21 protein-coding genes are annotated in these 19,936 nt (G+C 74.7%); 14 read left to right on the top strand and 7 right to left on the bottom strand.

Annotation, left to right across the window (positions count from 1 at the left end; genetic code table 11):
- A partial coding sequence (locus AC5L3Z_RS25725) for a hypothetical protein (protein WP_494845637.1) occupies window positions 1-206 on the bottom strand: 206 nt, incomplete at its 3' end.
- A gap of 123 nt (window positions 207-329) precedes the next feature.
- Between AC5L3Z_RS25725 and AC5L3Z_RS25720 the strand changes: the two genes are divergently transcribed.
- Together AC5L3Z_RS25720 and AC5L3Z_RS25715 are read left to right on the top strand one after the other, a co-directional pair.
- On the top strand, window positions 330-779 hold the full coding sequence (locus AC5L3Z_RS25720; RefSeq protein WP_494845636.1) for an SRPBCC family protein: 450 nt from the start codon (window positions 330-332) through the stop codon (window positions 777-779).
- A gap of 89 nt (window positions 780-868) precedes the next feature.
- On the top strand, window positions 869-1,636 hold the full coding sequence (locus tag AC5L3Z_RS25715) for a polyprenol monophosphomannose synthase (protein WP_494845634.1): 768 nt from the start codon (window positions 869-871) through the stop codon (window positions 1,634-1,636).
- Between the two features lie 4 nt (window positions 1,637-1,640).
- Here the strand turns inward: AC5L3Z_RS25715 and AC5L3Z_RS25710 are convergent, their stop codons facing one another.
- Entirely contained in the window at window positions 1,641-3,245 is a 1,605-nt protein-coding gene (locus AC5L3Z_RS25710) for a phytoene desaturase family protein (RefSeq protein ID WP_494845633.1), read from the bottom strand.
- Between the two features lie 72 nt (window positions 3,246-3,317).
- On the opposite strand from AC5L3Z_RS25710, the gene AC5L3Z_RS25705 reads away from it, so the two are divergent.
- Window positions 3,318-4,751, top strand: coding sequence for an aldehyde dehydrogenase family protein (locus tag AC5L3Z_RS25705; protein ID WP_494845631.1), 1,434 nt, complete (start codon window positions 3,318-3,320; stop codon window positions 4,749-4,751).
- A gap of 59 nt (window positions 4,752-4,810) precedes the next feature.
- On the opposite strand, the gene AC5L3Z_RS25700 is transcribed toward AC5L3Z_RS25705, so the two are convergent.
- A complete protein-coding gene (locus tag AC5L3Z_RS25700) occupies window positions 4,811-5,233 on the bottom strand; it encodes a ChaB family protein (RefSeq protein ID WP_494845630.1) in 423 nt (140 codons plus the stop codon).
- Window positions 5,234-5,391: 158 nt separating this feature from the next.
- Between AC5L3Z_RS25700 and AC5L3Z_RS25695 the strand changes: the two genes are divergently transcribed.
- The 6 genes from AC5L3Z_RS25695 to AC5L3Z_RS25670 all read left to right on the top strand — a co-directional run bounded on the left by AC5L3Z_RS25695 (window position 5,392) and on the right by AC5L3Z_RS25670 (window position 10,938).
- On the top strand, window positions 5,392-6,375 hold the full coding sequence (locus AC5L3Z_RS25695; protein ID WP_494845628.1) for a YihY/virulence factor BrkB family protein: 984 nt from the start codon (window positions 5,392-5,394) through the stop codon (window positions 6,373-6,375).
- A 53-nt stretch (window positions 6,376-6,428) separates the two neighbouring features.
- On the top strand, window positions 6,429-6,845 hold the full coding sequence (locus AC5L3Z_RS25690; RefSeq protein ID WP_494845627.1) for a DUF2795 domain-containing protein: 417 nt from the start codon (window positions 6,429-6,431) through the stop codon (window positions 6,843-6,845).
- A gap of 52 nt (window positions 6,846-6,897) precedes the next feature.
- Window positions 6,898-7,359, top strand: coding sequence for an SRPBCC family protein (locus AC5L3Z_RS25685; RefSeq protein WP_494845625.1), 462 nt, complete (start codon window positions 6,898-6,900; stop codon window positions 7,357-7,359).
- A 127-nt stretch (window positions 7,360-7,486) separates the two neighbouring features.
- Window positions 7,487-7,747 (top strand): hypothetical protein, encoded by a 261-nt coding sequence (locus AC5L3Z_RS25680; protein WP_494845624.1) that lies wholly within the window; start codon window positions 7,487-7,489, stop codon window positions 7,745-7,747.
- 184 nt (window positions 7,748-7,931) lie between these two features.
- Window positions 7,932-10,343 carry a PEP/pyruvate-binding domain-containing protein gene (locus tag AC5L3Z_RS25675; protein WP_494845623.1) on the top strand — a complete coding sequence of 804 codons (2,412 nt, stop codon included), beginning with the start codon at window positions 7,932-7,934 and terminating at the stop codon, window positions 10,341-10,343.
- 13 nt (window positions 10,344-10,356) lie between these two features.
- Complete coding sequence (locus AC5L3Z_RS25670; protein ID WP_494845622.1) at window positions 10,357-10,938, top strand: TetR/AcrR family transcriptional regulator; 582 nt, start codon at window positions 10,357-10,359, stop codon at window positions 10,936-10,938.
- Between the two features lie 23 nt (window positions 10,939-10,961).
- Here AC5L3Z_RS25670 and AC5L3Z_RS25665 read toward each other — a convergent pair whose 3' ends face one another.
- Complete coding sequence (locus AC5L3Z_RS25665) at window positions 10,962-12,215, bottom strand: MFS transporter (protein WP_494845620.1); 1,254 nt, start codon at window positions 12,213-12,215, stop codon at window positions 10,962-10,964.
- A gap of 162 nt (window positions 12,216-12,377) precedes the next feature.
- On the opposite strand from AC5L3Z_RS25665, the gene AC5L3Z_RS25660 reads away from it, so the two are divergent.
- Window positions 12,378-12,590, top strand: coding sequence for a hypothetical protein (locus AC5L3Z_RS25660; RefSeq protein WP_334528204.1), 213 nt, complete (start codon window positions 12,378-12,380; stop codon window positions 12,588-12,590).
- Here the strand turns inward: AC5L3Z_RS25660 and AC5L3Z_RS25655 are convergent.
- Window positions 12,587-13,036: a hypothetical protein gene (locus tag AC5L3Z_RS25655; protein WP_494845618.1), complete on the bottom strand. Its 450-nt coding sequence runs from the start codon at window positions 13,034-13,036 to the stop codon at window positions 12,587-12,589. The genes AC5L3Z_RS25660 and AC5L3Z_RS25655 overlap by 4 nt on opposite strands.
- A 164-nt stretch (window positions 13,037-13,200) precedes the next feature.
- Here AC5L3Z_RS25655 and AC5L3Z_RS25650 point away from each other — a divergent pair, with 164 nt between their 5' ends.
- Window positions 13,201-13,569 carry a DUF6401 family natural product biosynthesis protein gene (locus tag AC5L3Z_RS25650; RefSeq protein ID WP_494845617.1) on the top strand — a complete coding sequence of 123 codons (369 nt, stop codon included), beginning with the start codon at window positions 13,201-13,203 and terminating at the stop codon, window positions 13,567-13,569.
- Between the two features lie 55 nt (window positions 13,570-13,624).
- Here the strand turns inward: AC5L3Z_RS25650 and AC5L3Z_RS25645 are convergent, their stop codons facing one another.
- Window positions 13,625-14,473 (bottom strand): mechanosensitive ion channel family protein, encoded by an 849-nt coding sequence (locus AC5L3Z_RS25645; protein ID WP_494845615.1) that lies wholly within the window; start codon window positions 14,471-14,473, stop codon window positions 13,625-13,627.
- Between the two features lie 188 nt (window positions 14,474-14,661).
- Here AC5L3Z_RS25645 and AC5L3Z_RS25640 point away from each other — a divergent pair, with 188 nt between their 5' ends.
- The 3 genes from AC5L3Z_RS25640 (at window position 14,662) to AC5L3Z_RS25630 (ending at window position 18,915) form a co-directional block, all read left to right on the top strand.
- Window positions 14,662-16,791: an ATP-binding SpoIIE family protein phosphatase gene (locus tag AC5L3Z_RS25640; RefSeq protein WP_494845613.1), complete on the top strand. Its 2,130-nt coding sequence runs from the start codon at window positions 14,662-14,664 to the stop codon at window positions 16,789-16,791.
- Window positions 16,792-16,832: 41 nt separating this feature from the next.
- Window positions 16,833-17,546, top strand: a complete 714-nt coding sequence (locus tag AC5L3Z_RS25635) for an HAD family hydrolase (RefSeq protein ID WP_494845611.1) — start codon at window positions 16,833-16,835, stop codon at window positions 17,544-17,546.
- A 70-nt stretch (window positions 17,547-17,616) separates the two neighbouring features.
- Window positions 17,617-18,915, top strand: a complete 1,299-nt coding sequence (locus AC5L3Z_RS25630) for a cation:proton antiporter (RefSeq protein ID WP_494845610.1) — start codon at window positions 17,617-17,619, stop codon at window positions 18,913-18,915.
- Here AC5L3Z_RS25630 and AC5L3Z_RS25625 read toward each other — a convergent pair.
- Window positions 18,862-19,863, bottom strand: a complete 1,002-nt coding sequence (locus AC5L3Z_RS25625; protein ID WP_494845608.1) for an anti-sigma factor RsbA family regulatory protein — start codon at window positions 19,861-19,863, stop codon at window positions 18,862-18,864. The genes AC5L3Z_RS25630 and AC5L3Z_RS25625 overlap by 54 nt on opposite strands.
- Window positions 19,864-19,936: the final 73 nt, after the last annotated feature.

Below are 19,936 nucleotides of genomic sequence, written 5' to 3'. Positions count from 1 at the left end.
ATCGGGCGTACCTTCTCCGGGTCGCCGTTGTACGGCACGTCCTCGACCAGCGTGCCGTCGCGGTCCAGCAGCACCGCATCGTACAGGACCGGCCCGGCGGCGACCCGGTCATTCGCCGGTTCCACCCGGCCTGACCTGCGCTGATCCGGCTCCCTCTGGTCCCGTCGCACGGGCGGCGGGTTCCCTGCGCCCCGGGGAGTAAACATCATCAACCCGGCGGTACGCCGCATCGCCGCCCGGGACCCGGAGCGACGTTACCCGTCGCCCCGGAGAAGCTAACGCGTCGTTAGCGCACGCACCGGCCGGGGTACTGAACGGCGGTGGCGATTGTGGAGAGAGTGATAGACGCGCCCCCGCAGCAGGTCTTCGACGTGCTCGCGGACGGGTGGACGTACAGCGACTGGGTGGTCGGCACGGTGCACGTGCGCGACGTGGACGAGCACTGGCCCGCCGTCGGCGCCCAACTGCACCACCGGGCCGGGCCGTGGCCGTTGTCGTTGCAGGACGCCTCGACCGTGCTGGCCTGCGAGCCGCCCCGCAAGCTGGTGCTGCGGGCCGGGCTCTGGCCGGCCGGCGAGGCGACCGTCGTGTTCACCCTGGAACCGGTGGGCGACGGCGCCACCCGGGTGCGGATCGGTGAGGACTTCGCCGCCGGCCCGCTGCGCTGGATCCGCAACAAGCTCAACGATCTGGTGCTGCACCAGCGCAACAAGGAGACGCTGAGCCGGCTCTCCGACATCGCCACCCGGCAGAAGGCGGCGGAGCGTACCGACGGGTGACGCTCCGGTTGCGGGGAGCCTCGGCAGGTCGCCGAGGGCCGCTGGCTACCCTTTGGGGGAACGCTGTCGGCAAACTAAGGATGACCGTCATGATCGAACCCGTGGAGCTGCCCTCGCCGTGGCGCGACGCGAACCTGACCGTCGTGGTCCCCACCTACAACGAGGCGGGCAACCTCCCGGTGCTGGTCGACCGGCTCCTCGCGCTGCCGCTGCCCGGCCTGAAGGTGCTGGTCGCCGACGACAACTCCCCCGACGGCACCGGTGACGTGGCGGACAAGCTCGCCATCGAGCACCCCGACCGGATCCAGGTCGTGCACCGCGCCGGCAAGGAGGGCCTGGGCCGGGCGTACGTCGACGGCATCAGCCGGGCGCTCGACGGCGGCGCCGACTACGTGGCGCAGATGGACGCCGACCTCTCCCACCCGCCGGAGGCGCTGCCCGGCATGCTCGGCGCGCTGCTCTCCACCCAGGCCGGCGTGGTGATCGGCTCCCGCTACGTGCCCGGCGGCCAGCTCGACGAGAACTGGCCGCTGTACCGCCGCGCGCTCAGCGGCTGGGCCAACCTCTACGTGCACACCCTGCTGCGGGTGCGGATCCGCGACCTCACCGCCGGCTTCAAGATCTGGCGGGCCGACGCGCTGCGTGACATCGGGTTGCAGCGGGTGCAGTCCAACGGCTACAGCTTCCAGGTCGAGATGCACTACCTCGCCACCAAGCTGGGGCACACCATCCTCGAGGTGCCGATCCGCTTCGAGGAGCGGCGCGACGGCACGTCGAAGATGACCACCGCCACCAAGGTGGAGAGCGCGCTGATGCCGTTCAAGCTGCGTACCCGGCACCGCAACCTGGAGCGCTGACCGCTCAGCGGTACACCGCCCGGTGGGCGAGGCCGATCGCCCGCGCGTACAGGGCGCCGGTCAGGGCCCGGTCGCGGCCCAGCGCGGCCTGCGCCGCGTTCGCGCCGGGCGCCCCGTGCACGCCGCCCCCCGGGTTGGCCGAGGCGCTGGCCAGGTAGAGCCGGTCGACCGGGGTGTCCGGCCGGCCCAGCCCCGGCACCGGACGCAGGAAGAGCTGCTGGTACGCGGCGGCGGTGCCACCGCCGACCGCCCCGCCGACGAGGCTGGGATTGCGCTCCTCCAGGTCGACCGGGCCGGCCACGAACCGGCCCCGGACGAGGCTCTTGAAGCCGGGGGCGTACCGCTCCAGCACCGCCTCGATCCGGTCCACGTGCGCGGCCACGTCGTCGGCGCGCCAGTCCCGGCGGAACGGCAGGTGGGTGTACGACCAGAGCGACTCGGTGCCGGCCGGTGACCGGGTCGAGTCGGCGGTGGTCATCTGCCCGACCAGCAGGAACGGGTCCTGCGGCACCTGCCCGCAGGCCAGGTCGGCGGCGTAGCGGGTCAGCCCGTCGACGTCGGTGGCCAGGTGCACGGTGCCGGCGCCGGCCACCTGCGGGTTGGTCCACGGCACCGGCCCGTCCAGCGCCCAGTCCACCTTGACCGTCGAGCCGTCCCAGCGGAAGTGGTCGAGGTCCTCGACCAGCCGGGGCGGCAGCCGGTCCGCGCCGACCAGGTCCAGGTAGAGCGTGGGCGCGGGCACGTCGGCCAGCACCGCCCGGCGGGCCCGCCACAGCGTGCCGCCGACGGTCCGCACCCCCACCGCCCGGCCCCGGGCGACCAGCACCCGGTCCACCGCGGCGCCGTAGTTGATCCGGCCGCCCTTGGCGGTGAGTCGGGCGACCAGCGCGTCGGTGATCCGCTGCGCCCCGCCGACCGGCACCGGCCAGCCGACCTCCTGGCCGAGCATCGCCAGCAGCCAGCCGTAGACGCCGGAGCCGGCGTCGTCCGGGGACAGGTCGGTGTGCAGGGCGCAGCTGGCCATCAGCGCCGGCGCGCCCTCGCCCCGGAACAGCTCCCGCCCGAGCTGCCGGCTCGGCAGCACCAGCCGGCGGGCCAGCCGCAGCGCGCCCGCGGTGCGCAGCCGGCGCAGCAGCTCCAGCCCGTTGCGCACCGGCGGGAAGGGGGTGAAGAGGGCGTCGACCAGCGGCCGGGAGATGGTCCGCCAGTCGTCGTACGTGTCGAGCCAGCGCTGCCCGTCGCCGGACGCGAACGCCTCCATCGACGCCGCGCTGCGGTCCGGGTCGCGGTGCAGCACCGCCGCCCGGCCGTCGGGCATGACGTGCGCCAGCACCTGCGGCGCGTGGGTCCAGTCCAGGCCGTACCGGTCGAGCCGGAGCCGGCGCAGCACCGGCGAGGCGTACCCGAGCGGGTAGAACGAGCTGTAGAGGTCGCTGAGGTAGCCGGGGGCGGTCACCTCGGCGGAGCGCACCGCCCCGCCGGGGGCGCCGGTGGCCTCCAGGACCAGCACGTCCCAGCCGGCGTCGGCGAGGAGGTTGGCGGCCACCAGTCCGTTGTGCCCGGCGCCGATGACTACGGCGTCCGCGGCTTCCGCGCCGGTCGGGATCACCCGATCCGCCTACCCCGCCAGCAACCGGGCGAAACGAGTTTGCCCCGGCGGGACCGGGGCATCCCCGTCCGCATGTACAGGGTTGAACAGCTCATCGGTGGAGTGTGGGGCGCGGGCGGCGCGGGCGGGGAGTTGACGGTGCACGACCCGGCCGACGGCTCGAAGGTCAGCGTGGTCCCGGTGGCCACGGCGGACGAGGTGGCCAAGGCGGTCGAGGCGGCGCGGGGCGTGGCCGCCGAGTGGGCGGCGACGCCCGCGGCGGAACGGGCGGCGGCGCTGCACCGGGCCGCGGACGCGCTCGCGGCGGCGGCCGACGAACTGGCCGCGGCGACGACCGCGGAGATGGGCAAGCCGCTCGCGGACGCGCGGGGCGGCGTGGAGGCGGGGATCGGCACGTTGCGACAGTACGCCGAGCTGGCTCCGGTCCGGGGTGGCCGGACGTTGCACGGCGGGGCGGCGGCGATCGACTTCATGGCGCCGGAGCCGCGCGGCGTGGTCGCCGCGATCACCCCGTGGAACGACCCGGTGGCGGTCTCCTGCGGCCTGCTCGGCGCGGCGCTGGTCACCGGCAACGTGGTGCTCTACAAGCCGAGTGAGCGGACCCCGGCCACCGGCTGGCTGCTGGCGAAGGTCCTCGACGGCGCGCTGCCGCCGGGGGTGCTGTCGCTGGTTACCGGCGGCGCCGAGGTGGGCGCGGCGCTGGCCGCGCAGCAGGTGGACGTGGTCGCCCACGTGGGCTCGACCGCGACCGGCCGAGCCATCGCGGCGGCCTGCGCCGGGACCGGCGCGAAGGCGCTGCTGGAGAACGGCGGCAGCGATCCGCTGATCGTCGACGCCGGGCTGGACCCGGTCTGGGCGGCCGGTCAGGCGGCCGTCGGCTCGTTCGCCAACGCGGGGCAGATCTGCGTCGCGGTGGAGCGGATCTACGTGCACCGGGACCTCGCCGAGGACTTCGTCGACGCGCTGGTGGAGCGGGCCGAGGCGCTGCGGGTGGGGCCCGGGCGGGACCCGGGGACGGAGCTGGGTCCGCTGGTGGACCGACGGCACCGGGACCACGTGCACGGGCAGGTGACCGCGGCGGTCGCCGAGGGGGCGACGCTGCGCGCCGGGGGGACGCTGCCGGAGGGGCCGGGCGCCTTCTACCCGGCGACCGTGGTCACCGATTGCCGCCAGGAGATGGCGTTGGTGCGGGAGGAGACCTTCGGGCCGGTCGCGGCGGTGGTCGTGGTGGACTCGTTCAGCGAGGCGCTGCGCTGCGCGGCCGACTCGCCGTACGGGCTGGCCGGCACGGTGCTCACCCCGTCGATGAGTCACGCGCAGCGGGCCTGGCGGGAGCTGCCGGTCGGCACGGTCAAGGTCAACGCGGTCTTCGGGGGCGCGCCGGGCGGTGCCGCACAGCCGCGCCGCGGCAGCGGCCAGGGCTTCGGGTACGGCCCGGAGCTGCTGGACGAGTTCAGCACGGTCAAGGCGGTGCACATCGAGGCCCCGGGCGGCGGCCACTGGTGACCGTACGCCGAGCCCGGGACCGTGCGGTCCCGGGCTCTCCGGCACGTCGTACCCCCGGCTCAGCGACCGCGGCGGGCCTTGGACTCCTCGCGGGTCTTCGTGGTCTGCCGGGTGTTCGCCTTCTCGATCGCCTTGACCAGTTCCGGCTTGGTCATCCGGGACCGGCCGGGGACGTCCAGTTTGCGGGCCACCTCCAGCAGGTGGTCCTTCTTGGCGTTGGCGTCCACCCCGCTGGCGGTGGGAGCGCGGCGCTCGGGACCGCCACCGGCGGCCTGCCGGTCGCTGGGGCCTTTGCGTCCCTTGGGCTCCCAGTGGTCGCCCACCTTCTCGAACTCGTGCTTGACGGCGGCGAACGCGGTGCGGTGCGCCCGCTCGCCCTCGCCGTAGGTGTCCACCGCCGAGTCGTGCGTCTTCTCCCAGGTGCGCTGCGCCTTGTCCGGAGAGCGTCGCAGCGTGCTGGGCAACACCTCGCGCCCGGGCATCTCGTCCTCCTCCGCGTCGGCTGCCTCTGCGTCGACGGTTCCCCGGACCGGTACCGGCAAACTCCGGCCTCGGGTTTGTCGATTTCCGGCAACGGGTACCGGCGGGGCCAGGCGAGAGCCGGCTGGTGCGGCCGGCGGCCGGGGCGACAGGAGCGGGCATGGCAGCGACGACGGAGTCGACCACGGCTGCGGGCGGACGGACGGAGCTGCCGATGCCCCGCCGGGTCCGCCAGCTGAGCTGGTCGACCTGGCGCGGCGCGCTGGTACGGAGCGGGCGGAACTTCATCAACGACAACTGCGCGGACTGGGCGGCGGCGCTGACCTACTACGGGGTGCTGGCCCTGTTCCCCTCGACCGTGGTGGTGGTCGCCCTGGTCGGCCTCGTCTCCGACGGGGAGCGGACCGTCGACACGGTGCTGGATCTGGCCCGCGACGTCGGCGCCGGCTCGGTGGTCGGCAACGAGGGCTTCGTCGACGTGGTGCGCACCGTGGTCGACCAGCAGAGCTCGGCGAAGGTGCTGCTCAGCTTCGGTCTGCTCGGCGCGCTCTGGTCGGCCTCCGGGTTCATCGGCGCGTTCACCCGGGCCTCGAACGCCGTCTACGGGGTGGTGGAGGGCCGGCCGTTCTACCGGCTGCGCCCGTTGCAGATCGGTCTGGCCGGGCTCTCGTTGATCCTGCTCGCCGTGGTGGCCACCGGCCTGATCGTGAGCGGCCCGGTCACCGACGCGGTGGGCGACCTGATCGGCGCCGGCGGGCTGGCCCGCACGGTGTGGGCGGTGGCGAAGTGGCCGGTGCTCGCGCTGGTGATGATGGTCCTGCTCTCCCTGCTGTTCTGGATCGCCCCCAACGTCCAGCAGCCGCGGTTCCGCTGGCTGACCCCGGGCGGGGCGGTGGCGCTGCTCTCCTGGATCGTCGCCTCCTTTGGCTTCGGCCTGTACGTCGCCAACTTCGGCTCGTACGACGTGACCTACGGCAGCCTGGGCGCGGTCATCGCCTTCCTGGTCTGGCTCTACCTGTCCAACTGCGCCCTGTTGTTCGGCGTGCAGATCAACGCCGAGCTGCAGCGGGGCCGGGTGCTCCAGGCCGGCGCGGCGGACCCGGGCGAGCCGGTGCTGCCGCCGAAGGCCCCCGCCGATTCGTGACCGGGTGCCGGGTTCGGCGTTTCCTCGGGGCCACCACGGGTAGCACAGAGGGCATGGAGCGTGGCAACAGCAAGCACGGACCGAGGCTCGACGAGCAGATGAGCCAGGAGGTGAGCGGCCTGTTGCAGGGGCCGGGCACCGGGGGCTCGCGCGTCGACGAGTTCCGCGAGGCCGAGCCGGCCGGCGAGGACCAGCCGGGCGCCACCACGGTCGCGGGCGGTGAAACGCGCAGCGGCGCCCCGAAGGGGATGAGCTCGCAGGACGTGGAGCAGCGCAGCCGGCTGGGCCGGTACCTCACGCTGTCGGCCCTGCCCGGCGACCGGGAGGGCCTGATCGCGAACGCCCGCGACAACGACGCGCCCGCCGACATCGTCGCGGAGCTGGAGCGGCTGCCCGACGGCACGCGCTACCAGACGGTTTCCGAGGTGTGGGCCGCGCTCGGGCACAAGAACGAGACGACGCGCTGGTGACCGGATCGGCCCGTGATCCGCAGCAGTGCCGGCGCGCAGAGGAGGAACCTTCATGAGCGGCGTGATTCAGCACGTGGACGTCAGCGTCCCGATCCGGACGGCGTACGACCAGTGGACCCAGTTCGAGGAGTTCCCCCACTTCATGGAAGGGGTGGAGGAGGTCCGCCAGGTGACGGACACGATGACCCACTGGACGGTGGAGATCGCCGGGGTCAAGCGTGAGTTCGACGCCGAGATCACCGAGCAGCTCCCCGACGAGCGGGTGGCCTGGAAGTCGACCGGCGGCAGCCACCACGCCGGCGTGGTCACCTTCCACCGGCTCGACGAGGGCCAGACCCGGGTCACCCTGCAGATGGACTTCGAGCCGCAGGGTGTGGTCGAGAAGGCCGGCGACAAGCTGGGCGTGGTCGACCGCCGGACCAAGGGGGACCTGGAGCGGTTCAAGCAGTTCATCGAGCGGCGCGGCCAGGAGACCGGGGCCTGGCGCGGCAAGGTGGACCGGCCCCAGCCCTGATCCCTCTCCCCCGGACCACACGTCCGTCGACGGCCGCCGGCTCCTGCCGGCGGCCGTCGCCGTCGCGGGCCGGATCGCCGCCGGCGGATGGCCGTTTGCGATCACCGGCCGGGGGTACCGCGATGGGATGACGGACAACGACGACAGGGTGTGGCGCGACGACCAGAAGACGCCGTTGGAGGAGCTGGACCGGGCGGTCGCCCGCTCGACCATCGACGGGCAGGCCGACGACGTCACGGGCAACGACGCCGGGCAGGAGGCCGCCTTCGGGCACGGCCCCGAGGCGGCCGACCGGGGCGCCGGGACGGCCGCGCGGCGCGAGATGACCGACCCGGATCGGGCTTACCGCCCGTCCACCACCGGGCGGACCGGCCCCGACAACATGTGATCGACCGCGCCCCGGGGCGGCCGTCCGGCCGTCCCGGGGCGACCACCGCCCGATGAGGCGGGCGGCGACGTCTGCGCCGATGCGCTGATCGCACCGCACCGTGAGCCCCTTTGCATTGCAGTCGCATTGTGAAGGGGCTACGGTGGGACGCGATGCGGACGTATTGCGAAGACGGGAGCCGCGGATGCGGGTGATCGCGCTGTCGGAGACGACCGCCGACCTGGTCGACCTGGTGGGCGGCAAGGCGGCCGGCCTGGGCGAGCTGATCCGGCGGGGGGAACGGGTTCCGGCGGGATTCTGCGTCACCACCGAGGCGTACCGGCTCGGCGTGCTCCCGCGCGAGGAGATCCTCGACGCGTACCAGCGGCTCGGCGCGGGGCCGGTGGCGGTGCGCTCCAGCGCCACCGCGGAGGACCTGCCGGACGCGAGCTTCGCCGGGCAGCAGGAGACCGTCCTCGACGTCACCGGCGCCGCCGACCTGCTCGCCGCGGTCACGAAGTGCTGGGACTCGCTGCACAACACCCGCGCGACCGCCTACCGCGACGCCCGGGGCGTCGACCACGCGGCGGTACGGATGGCCGTCGTCGTGCAACGGATGATCGCCCCCGACGTGGCGGGGGTGCTGTTCACCGCGAACCCGGTCACCGGCTGCCGTACCGAGATGCTGGTCGACGCCGCTCCCGGCCCCGGCACGACCGTGGTGGACGGCGCCGCCACCGTGGACCACTACCTCCTCGACGGTTCGCCGCGCGACGAGGCGGGCTGCGTGCCGCCGGCGCGGCTGGCCGAGCTACGGGCCGTGGGTGAGCGCCTCCAGCGCCACTTCGGCCGCCCGCAGGACGTGGAGTGGGCGATCGACCGGCAGGGCACCCTGTGGCTGCTCCAGTCCCGGCCGATCACCACGCTGTTCCCGGCCCCGCCGGCCACCGACAAGCCCCTCCCCCGGGTCTACCTCGAATTCGGCCACGTGCAGGGCATGCTCCAGCCGGTCACCCCGATGGGGATGTCCAGCCTGAAGTCACTGGTCTCGGCGATGCTCGCCCCGCTCGGGATCAGGGCGGAGATCGTGGACATCGGGGGGCGGCTCTACGGTGACCTGACCGACATGGCGCGCAGCCGGTCCGGCCGGCAGCAACTGGTCAGGCTGTTGGCGGTCGACTTCGGACCGCGGGCCCAGGCGGTCATGCGGCACGTCCTGGCCGACCCGCGGTTCGCCCCGACGCGCGACGCGGGCGGGGGCCGGGCGGGTGGACCGTCGGCGCGGACGGCCGGCCGGGCGGTGGCCGGCGTCGTACGGGCGCTGGCCCGGCCCGACGAGGCGCGGGGCCGGATGTTCGCCGCGATCGAGCGGCTGCGGCTCGACGCCGCCGCGCCCGAGCAGGTGCGGACGGCCGCCGACCGGCTGCGCTTCGTGCGGGCGCAGGACCCGGACGAGAGTCCCGACGATCTCATCTGGCCGATCGTGGCCGGCATGCTCGCCGCCGCGCTCCCCGCCCAGCTCCTCAAGGGCATCGCCGGCCCGGACGAGATCCACACCGTCCTGGGTGGAATGCCGCACAACGTCACCATCGAGATGAACCTGGCGCTCTGGCGGCTCGCCCGGGACGCCGGGGAACACCGCCGGTTGCTGCTCGACACACCACCGCAGGAGCTGGCCGCCCGCTACCGGCACGGCACGCTCCCCGACATCGGGTTGGCGGCGTTCCTCGCCGCGTACGGTCACCGCGGGGCGGCCGAGGTCGACCTGGGGGTGCCACGCTGGGACGAGGACCCGGCACCGGTCTTCGCCGTGCTCGCCAACTACCTGCGGGTCACCGACCCGCGGCAGGCGCCCGACCGGCGCTTCGCGCAGGCCGCCGCCACGGCCGAGGCCACCCTGCGCGAACTCGTCGCACGGGCCCGCCGCCGCCGGCCGGTACGCGGCCGGCTCGCCGGGTTCCTCCTGCGCCGGGCGCGGTCGCTGGCCGGCCTGCGGGAGGCGGGCAAGTTCGCCGGCCTGTACCAGCTCCGGGAGATGCGCCGACAACTGCTGCTCATCGGCGTCGAACTCGCCGGAGCCGGGCTGCTCGACCAGCCCGACGACATCATGTTCCTCACCCTCGACGAGGTGCACACCGCCGTGCACGAGGGCGCCGACCACCGGGACACGGTGGCCGAGCGGCGGGCAACGCACCGGCGGGAGCTGCGCCGTCGGGCCGTGCCGGTGGCGCTGCTGTCCGACGGGACCGACGTCGAGGCCGTCCTGCCGGCGACGACCGCCGCGGACGGCACCCTGACCGGTGTCGGCGCGGCGGCGGGCCGGGTGACCGGGCCCGCCCGGGTCGTCCACGACCCCGGCACCGCCCACCTCGAACCCGGGGAGATCCTGGTCGCCCCGACCACGGATCCCGGTTGGACCCCGCTGTTCCTCACCGCCGGCGCGCTGGTCACCGAGACGGGCGCGATCATGGCGCACGGTCCTACCGTGGCCCGTGAGTACGGCATCCCCGCCGTCATCTGCGTGCCCGACGCCACCCGGCGGATCTCCACCGGGCAGATCGTCACGGTGGACGGCGCGGCCGGGACCGTCACCGTCACCGATGCGATCGCACTGTGAAAGCATCGGTGCCATGCCCAAGAAGGTCGACCGCCAGGAGCGCCGCACGCTCATCGCCGACGCGTTGATGCGGGTGGCGGCGGCGCAGGGCCTCGAGGCGGTCAGCCTGCGCCACGTCGCGGCCGAGGCCGGCGTCTCGGCAGGGATGGTGCAGCACTACTTCCGCACCAAGGACGAGATGATGGCGTTCGCGCTGGACGTGGTACGCGAACGCGGTCAGGCGCGGGTCACCGCCGCGGTCTCCCGGCTGGGCGACGACCCGGCCCCCCGGCTGCTGCTGCGGACGATGATCGCGGCCCTGCTGCCGCTGGACGAGCAGACGCGCGCCGACGGACGGGTGGCCCTGGCCTTCCTCGCCTACACCGCGGTACGACCGGCCGCCGCCACCGGCCTGCGTGCGGAGACCGCGCAGCTGAGCGCCTTCGTCTCCGGCGTCCTGCCGGTCCCGGACCCGGACGACGCCGCCGCCGGCCTGCTGGCGCTCATGGAGGGGCTCGGTCTCTACCTGCTCGGCGGGCAGTACACCGCCGAGCAGGCGCTGCGCGCGCTGGACACCCACCTCGACCTGCTCTTCGGCCCGCCGACGCCCGCCTGAGGCGGCCGCACCGTCCGCGCCGCTCAGGCGGCGGGCGACCGCCGCGACAGGGCGTGCAGGGCCAGCAGCACCACCGCGAGGACGGTCAGCGCCGCACCGAGCAGGTTCAGCGAGGTGTTGCCGAGCAGCACGCCGAGCCCGGCCGGGATCAGCGCGCCGCCGATCGCGGAGGCCCCGATCTGGAGACCGATGGCCCGGTCGGCGTGCGCCGCCCCGACCCGCTCCGCCGTGGTCAGGGTGAGCAGCGGGAAGACCGGTGCCGCGGCGAAGCCCAGCAGGAACAGGCCGGCGACGGCCAGCCAGCCCGAGGCGGGCAACGCGATGAGCAGGGCGCCGGCCGCCATCCCGAGCAGACTGGCGGTCAGCACCCGCCCGGTCCCCAGCCGCTCGGCCACCAGCCCCTGCACCACCCGGCCGACGAAGAGGCTGCCCCAGTAGCCGGAGACGCAGAGGCCGGCGGTCGCGGCCGGCAACCCGCGCCCCTCGGTGAGCAGCAGGAACGCCCAGAGCCCGGCGCTGATCTCGATGGCGACGTAGACGGCGAAGGCGAGGGCGCCGAGCCAGACGGCCGGCAGCCGCAGCGTCTCGCGTACCCGCACGGGCTGGTCCGCCAGCGCCACCGCCGCTCCGGTGACCGGCCCGCCCGCCGCCAGCGCGGCCGACGCCGGGCCACCGGCCGGCGGCCCGGCGGTGACCGGCGCGGCAGTCGCCGCCGACCGGTCCCGCCAGGCGCGGACGGTGAGCGCGAAGGCACCGGCCAGCACCAGCTGGGCCGCCGCGGTGACGCCGTACCCCCAGCGCCAGCTGAGCCCGGCGCCGATCGTGGCGGTCATGATCAGCGGGCCGATCGCCACGCCGAGGCCGAAGAAGGCGTGCATCCAGTTCATGTGGCGCGGGCCGAAGGCGCCCGCCGCGTACGCGTTGAGCCCGGAGTCGATCGCGCCGGAGCCGAGCCCGAGGACCAGCGCGCAGCCGACCAGCACGGTCAGGGCGGGCGCCGAGGCGTACCCGGTGAGCGCCAGGCTGGCCAGCAGGGTGCTGCCGGCGAGCAGCCAGCCCACCCCGAGCCGGGCCAGGGTGAAGCCGGCCAGGACGCTGGAGGTGAGGTAGCCGACGGTGCCGGCGGTGATCAGCAGCCCGACCGCCTCGGTCGGTACGCCGAGGTCGACGCGGATCGACGGCCAGCCGACCCCGAGCAGCCCGTCGGGCAGGCCGAGGCTGACGAAGGCGAGGTAGGCCAGCAGGAGCAGCGAGGCGCGGGGTGGTGCGGAGGACATGGTCGCCCATCCTGCCGCATCCGCCGAGAACGACTCCCGTCGGTGGCCGCCTCCCCCGAACCGGCAAGATGGAACGCCCGGACGGGCAGCAATCCGGACAGGCCATCCAGAATCCGCCGTTCGGCTGACGGCAAGCCGGGGTCGTCGCGCGAGACTTTCGGGATGCAACAGGGCTCCGGCTTTCTCACCCCTCGTCAGCGTCGCCTCGCCTGGCTCGGCTTCCTGCTCGCCGCGCTCCAGGCTCCGGTCTCCGCCCGGTTCGCCTCGGACGACTCGTGGCTGTTCAGCCTCTGCGTCGCGCTCATGGTGGCGACCGTGATCATCGCCGACGACGCCAGCCGGCGCCGGCCGGCCGACGCGCCGACCGTCGACTAGCCGCCGCTGCCGGGGCGGGCCTCGTGCCCCGGCCGGCCCCGGGTCCGCCGCCGCTCCTTCATCTCCGCCTCGTACAGGTGGCGGCGTCCGCCGACCAGCCCGTCCCGGGCGTCACGGTCCAGTTCGCGGAAGACTGCGTGGTAGTTGTCGTCGAAGTCCTCGACGATCTGGAAGGTCCAGCGCCCGGCGATCACGTTGCGGCCGAGCAGCTCGGTGGAGATCCGTTCCGCGATCGCGTCGTGGCCGGCGGACCGGAACAGCTCCACCGCGTCGTCGAGCATCAGGTCGGCGTGCCCGATCAGCTGGTGCAGGGAGTACAGGTGCCCACGGGCCCGCTCGACCGTCTCCAGCGCCTCGCTCAGCTTGCCCAGCGCGGCCACCGTCTCGTCGCTCACCCCGTCGGGTCGGCGGTGTCGCTGGTCCGGGCCGTCCTCGTGCTGTCCCATCCGTCCCTCCACGGTGCCGGCTACGCCCGATCGCGCGCCGTACTCCCTCTGCCCCGGCTACGCCGGGTCAATCCCCGCGGGGGAGGCCGGGCGACCGGAAGAGGGACCGGTACCGCCCGAGCGGCCGAGGCCGCCGGGCTGACCGGTGACTAGCCTCGGGTCCCATGCGTGTGCCGTACTCCCAGGTCGCGACCCGGACCGCCGCCGCCTCGGCGCGGACCGCCCTCGCCCTGCTCTCCGCCTCGGTCGGGGCCGCCGGCCTCGCCGCGGCAGCCACCCGCCCGGGCCTGCTCGCGCTGGTCGACCAGCACGCCGCCGCGATCCGCGACAGCCTGGACGGCGACCGTCGCCCGCTGACCCCGGCCGCCCTCGCCGGGTACGCCGAGGGCGTGCGCGCGGCGGCAGTGGAGCACGGCTGGACCCCTCCGGTCGGGTCGACCGACTGGACGGAGCCGGACTGGCTGCTCACCCGCCTGCTGGCGGTCTGCGCCCTGGCCCGCACGCTCGACCCCCGGCACCTCGAAGCGGCGTAGCCGCCCCGGGAGGGCGCCCGCGTCCGCGCGGACACCCTCCCCCGGTACGGTCCCCTCAGCTGCCCGGACGGCGGAACTGCTGGGTCTGCTCGCCCGCGGCGCCGGCCATCGGCCGGACCTCCTCGACGGGCGCCGTGGCGCGGGTCTTGGCGGCCCGGTCGGCCATCTGCCGGTCGACGTCGCCCCGCCCGGCGTTCTGCGCCCGACGGTGCTCCTGGATCGCCCGCGACTCCTCGGCCAGCCGGTCCAGCCAGCCGTCCAGGCGCCTCTGCATCGGCCGCACCAGACCACCACCGACGCCGACGATCAGGATGCCGGCGACCGTGGCCAGGACGGCGACCAGCACCGGCGTGGTCACCGCGGTGGCGATGCCCACCTGGTTGAGCGCGGCGATGACGCCGAGCCCCAGGATGAAGACGGCGACCACGTCGGCCAGGATCCTGCCGTACGGGAGCCCGCCCAGCGCGCCGGTGACCAGATCGCGGACCGCGTTGGCGATGGCGGCCGCGATGACCACGATGATGATCGCCACGAAGGCGCGGGGCAGCCACGCCACCACGCCGCGGATCAGGTCACTGATCGCGTTGGGACCCCACACCCCGAAGGCGAACTGCAGGGTGAACAGCAGGACCGCGTAGTACGCGAGCTTCGCCAGGATGTCACTGGCGTCGTACTTGGTGCGTTCCAGCGCCCGTTTGACGCCGCCCCGTTCGACCGCCTTGTCGAAGCCCACCCGTTCCAGCACCGCGTCCACGATCTTGAGGACCGCTCGGGCGATGAGCCAACCCACCACGAGGATGGCGATGAACGCGATGGCCCTCGGGATGAAGAGCAGCACTGACCGCCACGTGTCGGTCAGGGCGTCACCGATGTCGGCCTGCCCGGCCGCGAGGGTTTTCGTCATGATGTCCCTCCTGTCCTATGGACTGCGCCGCCCGCTTACCCCCTCGCCCCCGCAGCACGCCGCGAAGGTGGCCCCCAATTTCCCGACACGACCGGGTAAAGCGCCCTTGAGCTGCCCTAACGTCCCACCGGGCGGGCCCGCGGGGGCATGATCGGGCCTCTTCCGCCGCCGTTGGCTAGGCTGCGGACATGCCAGGCACGGTCGGGCGGGTTCCCCCCACGCCACCAGCCGCCACCCCGGAACCCACCGCGGTCTCCCCGGTGGCGGCCGCTGTGCTCGCCCACCCGTGGGTGGACACCCCGCTCGGCGCGCCGCAGGAGTGGGACCCGGCGGTCCGCGCCCTGGTGGACGTGCTCCTCGCCACGCCGGTGCCGATGGCGCTCTACCACGGCGACGAGTTCGTGATGCTCTACAACCAGGGCTACTCCGAGCTGATTGGCGACCGGCACCCCGCCGCCCTCGGCCGTCCCGCCGCCGAGGTCTTCGCCGACGTCTGGCACCACCCGGGCGTCGGCGACGTCGTCGAGCGCGCCTACCGGCACGGCGAGTCCTACCTGCAGAAGGAGTCGGTGCTGCCGTTCGAGCAGCACCTGGGGGCGGCCGGGGACCATCCGGTGTTCACCCGTGGCCACTCGCCGGTGCGCGACAGCACCGGCCGGATCGTCGGCGTGCTCACCGTCGCCGCGCAGACCACCCAGCTGACCCAGCAGCTGCAGAGCCTCAGCGACTTCGCCGCGGCCCTGTCCGGCACGCTCACCCTGGACGACGTGGCCCGGGTCACCCTGCGGTACGCGCTGCACGCCTTCGACGCCGACCGGGTCAGCTTCGCCGTGGACGACGGCCCGGCCTGGCGGCTCGTCCGTCGCCTGCGGGGCGAGCTGCTGGACGAGGCCGACGAGCGGCTCCCGCCGCTGTGGCGGCCCACCCCGGCCGACTCCCCGGCGCCGGTGGTGACGACCGCCCGCAGCGGCGTGCCCTTCTTCGTCGGTGACGGCCAGCCGCTGCGGAACAGCGCGGTGGACCGGCACGACCAGAAGATCCGCGCGCTGGCCGCGCTGCCGCTGCGCTCGGCGGTGATCCGGGGCGGGTTGGCCGTCGGCCACCAGGCGCCGCACGGCTGGACCGCGGCGGAGCGCGCCCTGCTGGCCGCCTCGGCGGAGCTGGTCGGCCAGGCGGCCGAGCGGGCCCGTCGGTTCGAGACCCAGCACGGCACCGCCCAGCTGTTGCAGCGCAGCATGCTGCCGGAGCGGCTGCCGGCCCTGCCCCGGCTGCGCATCGCCGCCCGCTACGACCCGGGAGTCGACGGCAACGCCGCCGGCGGCGACTTCTACGACGCGTTCCTGCTGCCCACCGGCGGACTGGGCGTGGTGCTCGGCGACGTGGCCGGGCACGACGTGCAGGCCGCCGCCCGGATGGGACAGGTCCGCGCGGCGCTGCGCGCCCTCGCGCTGGCCGACTCGCGCCCCGACGCCGTGCTGACCGGGCTGGACCGGCTGGTGGCCAGCCTGGGCACCGAGACCGGGACGCAGGAGCTCTTCGTGACCGTGGTCTTCGGGGTGGTCGACGCCGACCGGGGTGAGGTCACCCTGGCCAGCGCCGGGCACCCGCCGCCGCTGATCCGTCGCGGCCGTCCCGACGGCACGGCCACCGCCGGGTACGTCGACGTGCCCACGGGCGCGCCGCTGGGCCTGGGCTGCCGGCCGCGGACCGTCACGGTGCCCTTCGCGCCGGGGGACACCCTGCTGCTGTACAGCGACGGGGTGGTGGAGCGCCGCTGGCAGGACCTCTCCGCCGGGTTGGACGGGCTCGCCGAGGCGGTCGCCGGGGCGGCCAGCGGGGACCCGCGGGCGCTCTGCGCGGTCGCCACCGGTGCGGTCGCCGGCGCCACCGAGGACGACGTGGCGGTGCTGGCGGTGGAGCACGCGCTGAAGCCGAGCCGCTCGGCCAGCATGGAGATGCCGGCCGAGCCGACCGCGCCGAGCCGGGTGCGACACTGGCTGACCGCGCAGCTCACCGAGTGGCGGGTGCCGGAGGCGGTGATCGGCGCGGCGGTGCTCTGCACCAGCGAGCTGACCACCAACGCGCTGCTGCACGCCGGCACCGCGGCCCGGGTGGAGATCGACCTGAGCGCGGAGCGGCTGCTGGTCTCGGTGGCCGACTCGGGCACCCGGGGGACGGTGACCCGTGCCCAGACCGACACGCTGAGCAGCCGGGGCCGGGGGCTCGGGCTGATCGAGCAGCTCAGCGACGCGTGGGGCACCGACCCGACGGTGCGCGGTTCGACGGTCTGGTTCGAGATCCTGGTGCCGAACGGGTGAGCCGGGGGGTCAGCGCGCCCCGATCCGGGTAGGAGACCCCCATGAGCGGCGAGAATCCCACCGGTGTCCTCTTCGACGTCGACGGCACCCTGGTCGACACCACCTATCTGCACACGGTCAGCTGGTGGGAGGCGCTACGCCAGGCCGACCACCCGGTGTCGATGGCGCTGATCCACCGGTCCATCGGGATGGGATCGGACAAGCTCCTCGACCACCTGCTCGGCCCGGAGCGGGATCGGGGCGGGGACGGCAAGCTCCGCGACGCCCACGACAGCCTCTTCGCCGAGTACTGGGAGCGGCTCACGCCGCTGCCCGGCGCGGCCGACCTGCTGCGCGCCTGCGCGGCCCGGGGGCTGCGGGTGGTCCTGGCCACCTCCGCCGCCGAGCACGAGGTGACCGCACTGCGGGCCGCCCTGGACGCGGACGACGTGATCGACACGGTCACCTCGTCCGCCGACGCCGAGGAGAGCAAGCCGGCACCGGACATCCTCGTCGCCGCCCTGGAGCAGTCCGGCCTGGACCCCCGGCGGGTGGTCTTCGTCGGCGACTCGGTCTGGGACGTCGCCGCCGCCGGCAAGCTCGACATCCCCTGCGTGGGGCTGACCTGCGGCGGCACCAGCCGGGGCGAGCTGGCCGGGGCGGGCGCGGTCGCCGTGTACGACGACCCGGCCGCCCTGCTCGCCGCGCTGGCCGACTCCCCGCTCGCCGCTCCGCGCCCGGCGTCAGGGCAGGACAAGCCGGACAGCGAGGCTTAGGCGCCCGGAGCACGGGGCACAGTCCCCCCATCTCGCCCCGACTGGTGGGCGAGATGGGAGGGGTGGTGCCGTGGAGCCGGTCGATGTCGCGTTCGCGCTGGTGGGTGTGGGGGCCCTGCTGGCCGGGATCCTCCCCCGCGTGCTGGAGCGCCGGCCGCTGTCCATGCCGATCGCGTTCCTCGGCCTCGGGATGCTGGTCTTCCTGCTGCCCATCGGGCTGCCGTCGCCGGATCCGCTGGCCCACCGCGAACTCACCACCCACCTCACCGAGATCGGCGTGATCGTCGCCCTGATGGGTGCCGGCCTCAAGATCGACCGCCCGCTGAGCTGGCGGCGCTGGTCGTCCACCTGGCGGCTGCTGGCGATCACCATGCCGCTGTGCATCGCGGCGGTGGCGCTGCTGGGCTGGTGGTGGGCGGGCCTGGTGCCGGCCGCCGCGCTGCTGCTGGGCGCGGCGCTCGCCCCGACCGACCCGGTGCTCGCCGCCGACGTGCAGGTGGGCGAGCCGACCGACGCGGAGGACTCCGAGGACGAGGTGCGGTTCGCGCTTACCTCCGAGGCGGGCCTGAACGACGGGTTGGCGTTCCCGTTCGTCTACGCCGCCATCGCGATCGCCGGCACCAGCCTCGCCCCGGCGCAGTGGTTCGCCGACTGGTTCGCCATCGACGTGCTGTGGAAGATCGCGGCGGGCGTCGGCGGGGGCCTGCTGGTCGGCTGGCTGCTCGGCAAGCTCTTCTTCCGCGCCCCCAGCGACCTGCGGCTGGCCCGGCACGCCGAGGGTTTCCTCGCGCTGGCCGCGACCTTCCTGGCGTACGGGCTGGTCGAGGTGATCGGCGGGTACGGCTTCCTGGCCGTCTTCGTCGCCGCGCGGGCGATCCGGGCCGCGGAGCGGACCCACGAGTTCCACTCGGTGCTGCACGACTTCGCCGAGCAGATCGAGCGGCTGCTGACCGTGCTGCTGCTGCTGCTCTTCGGCGGCGCGGTCATCGGCGGCCTGCTGGCCCCGCTGACCTGGCCGGCGGCGGCGGTCGGGCTGGCGCTGGTCTTCGTGCTCCGGCCGCTGTTCGGCTGGCTGTCGCTGCGGGGCGCGCCCGGCCGGCCGGCGGAGCACTGGGTGATCTCGGCGTTCGGCATCCGCGGCGTGGGCTCGTTCTACTACCTGGCGTACGCCACCACCGCGACGGACTTCCCGCAGGCGGAGCTGCTCTGGGCCACCGTCGGCCTGGTGGTGGTCGTCTCGGTGGTGGTGCACGGGGTTGCCGCCACCCCGGTCATGCAGCTGCTGGACCGGGCGGGCGAGCGCACCTCCGACCCCTCAGAGCGGGAAGCCGCCCGGGGCGAACCCGCGCTCGGTGGCGCCCGCGGGTGACCGGGGCGCGGGTATCGCCACCGGCGGCAGCGCCAGGTGGACCCGGACGGTGGTGGTCCCGCCGGCGCTGCCGACGTCGACCAGGTCGCAGAGCTGGTGCACCAGCAGCAGCCCCCGGCCGCGCTCGGCGGTGGCCGCTGCGGGGATCCGGCCGGCGAGTGGATCGGCCGGCCCACCGGCCGCGCTGACCTCGCAGGCCAGCGCACCGGCGGTCACCCACCACCGGGCGGTCGCCGGCTCGCCGGCGTGGCTGATCGCGTTGGTCGCCAACTCGGTGACCACGATCCGCAGGTCGTCGGTGCGGTCGGCGGGCAGCCCGGCGGCGTGGGCGTCGGCGGCGACGGCCGCCCGCAGCGCGCCGAGCCCGGCCGCCGTGACCGGCATGGTGGCGGCGTGGCCCGGTGGCGGCGACAGCGGGGCGGCGCGCCCGGCGAGCACCAGCTCCGGGGGCTGGTAGTCGACGCTCGGACGGCTCCCCCCGCCGCCGCGTACGACGGGGTGGGTGCGTCGGGCGTCGGCGAGGGCCTCGGCCGGCAGGCGGTCCCGGTCGAAGAGGCAGAGCACGGTGAGCGGGTACGACCCCAACGCCAGATTGATCATGGCCTCGTGCTCGACGCAGTGCCGGTACGTCACGGCGGGCCGGCCGGGCCAGAGCGACTCCCCCACGATCCACAACCGCCGGCCGGCATGCCGGTGCACGAAGTCGCGCAGCACCGCCGGGATGATCGCCGCCGGGTTACGCCCGAGGGCACTCATGTCGGCCAGGGTGACCCCGTCGGCGGCGCCGAGCGTCGGGCCGACCCGGGCCAGTCGGTCGGCGGGCACCGCGACCAGCACCGGCTCACCCGCGGCCCGCCCCTGCGCCACGAAACCGGTGATCGCGTCGAGGTAGCCGCGGTCGTCGTCGTAGAACAACGCGTCGTGCCGCAGGCCGTCAGGAACGGTCATGCCGTCCTTCGCCCCCGTCCGGCAGCTTCCACTCGCGCACCTCCCGCAGGGAACGGTACGCCCCGCCTGCGCC

This window comes from Micromonospora sp. LZ37 (assembly GCF_059359015.1).
Note: the sequence above shows the minus strand (reverse complement) of the source record. Positions and strands in the feature narration are given on the sequence as shown.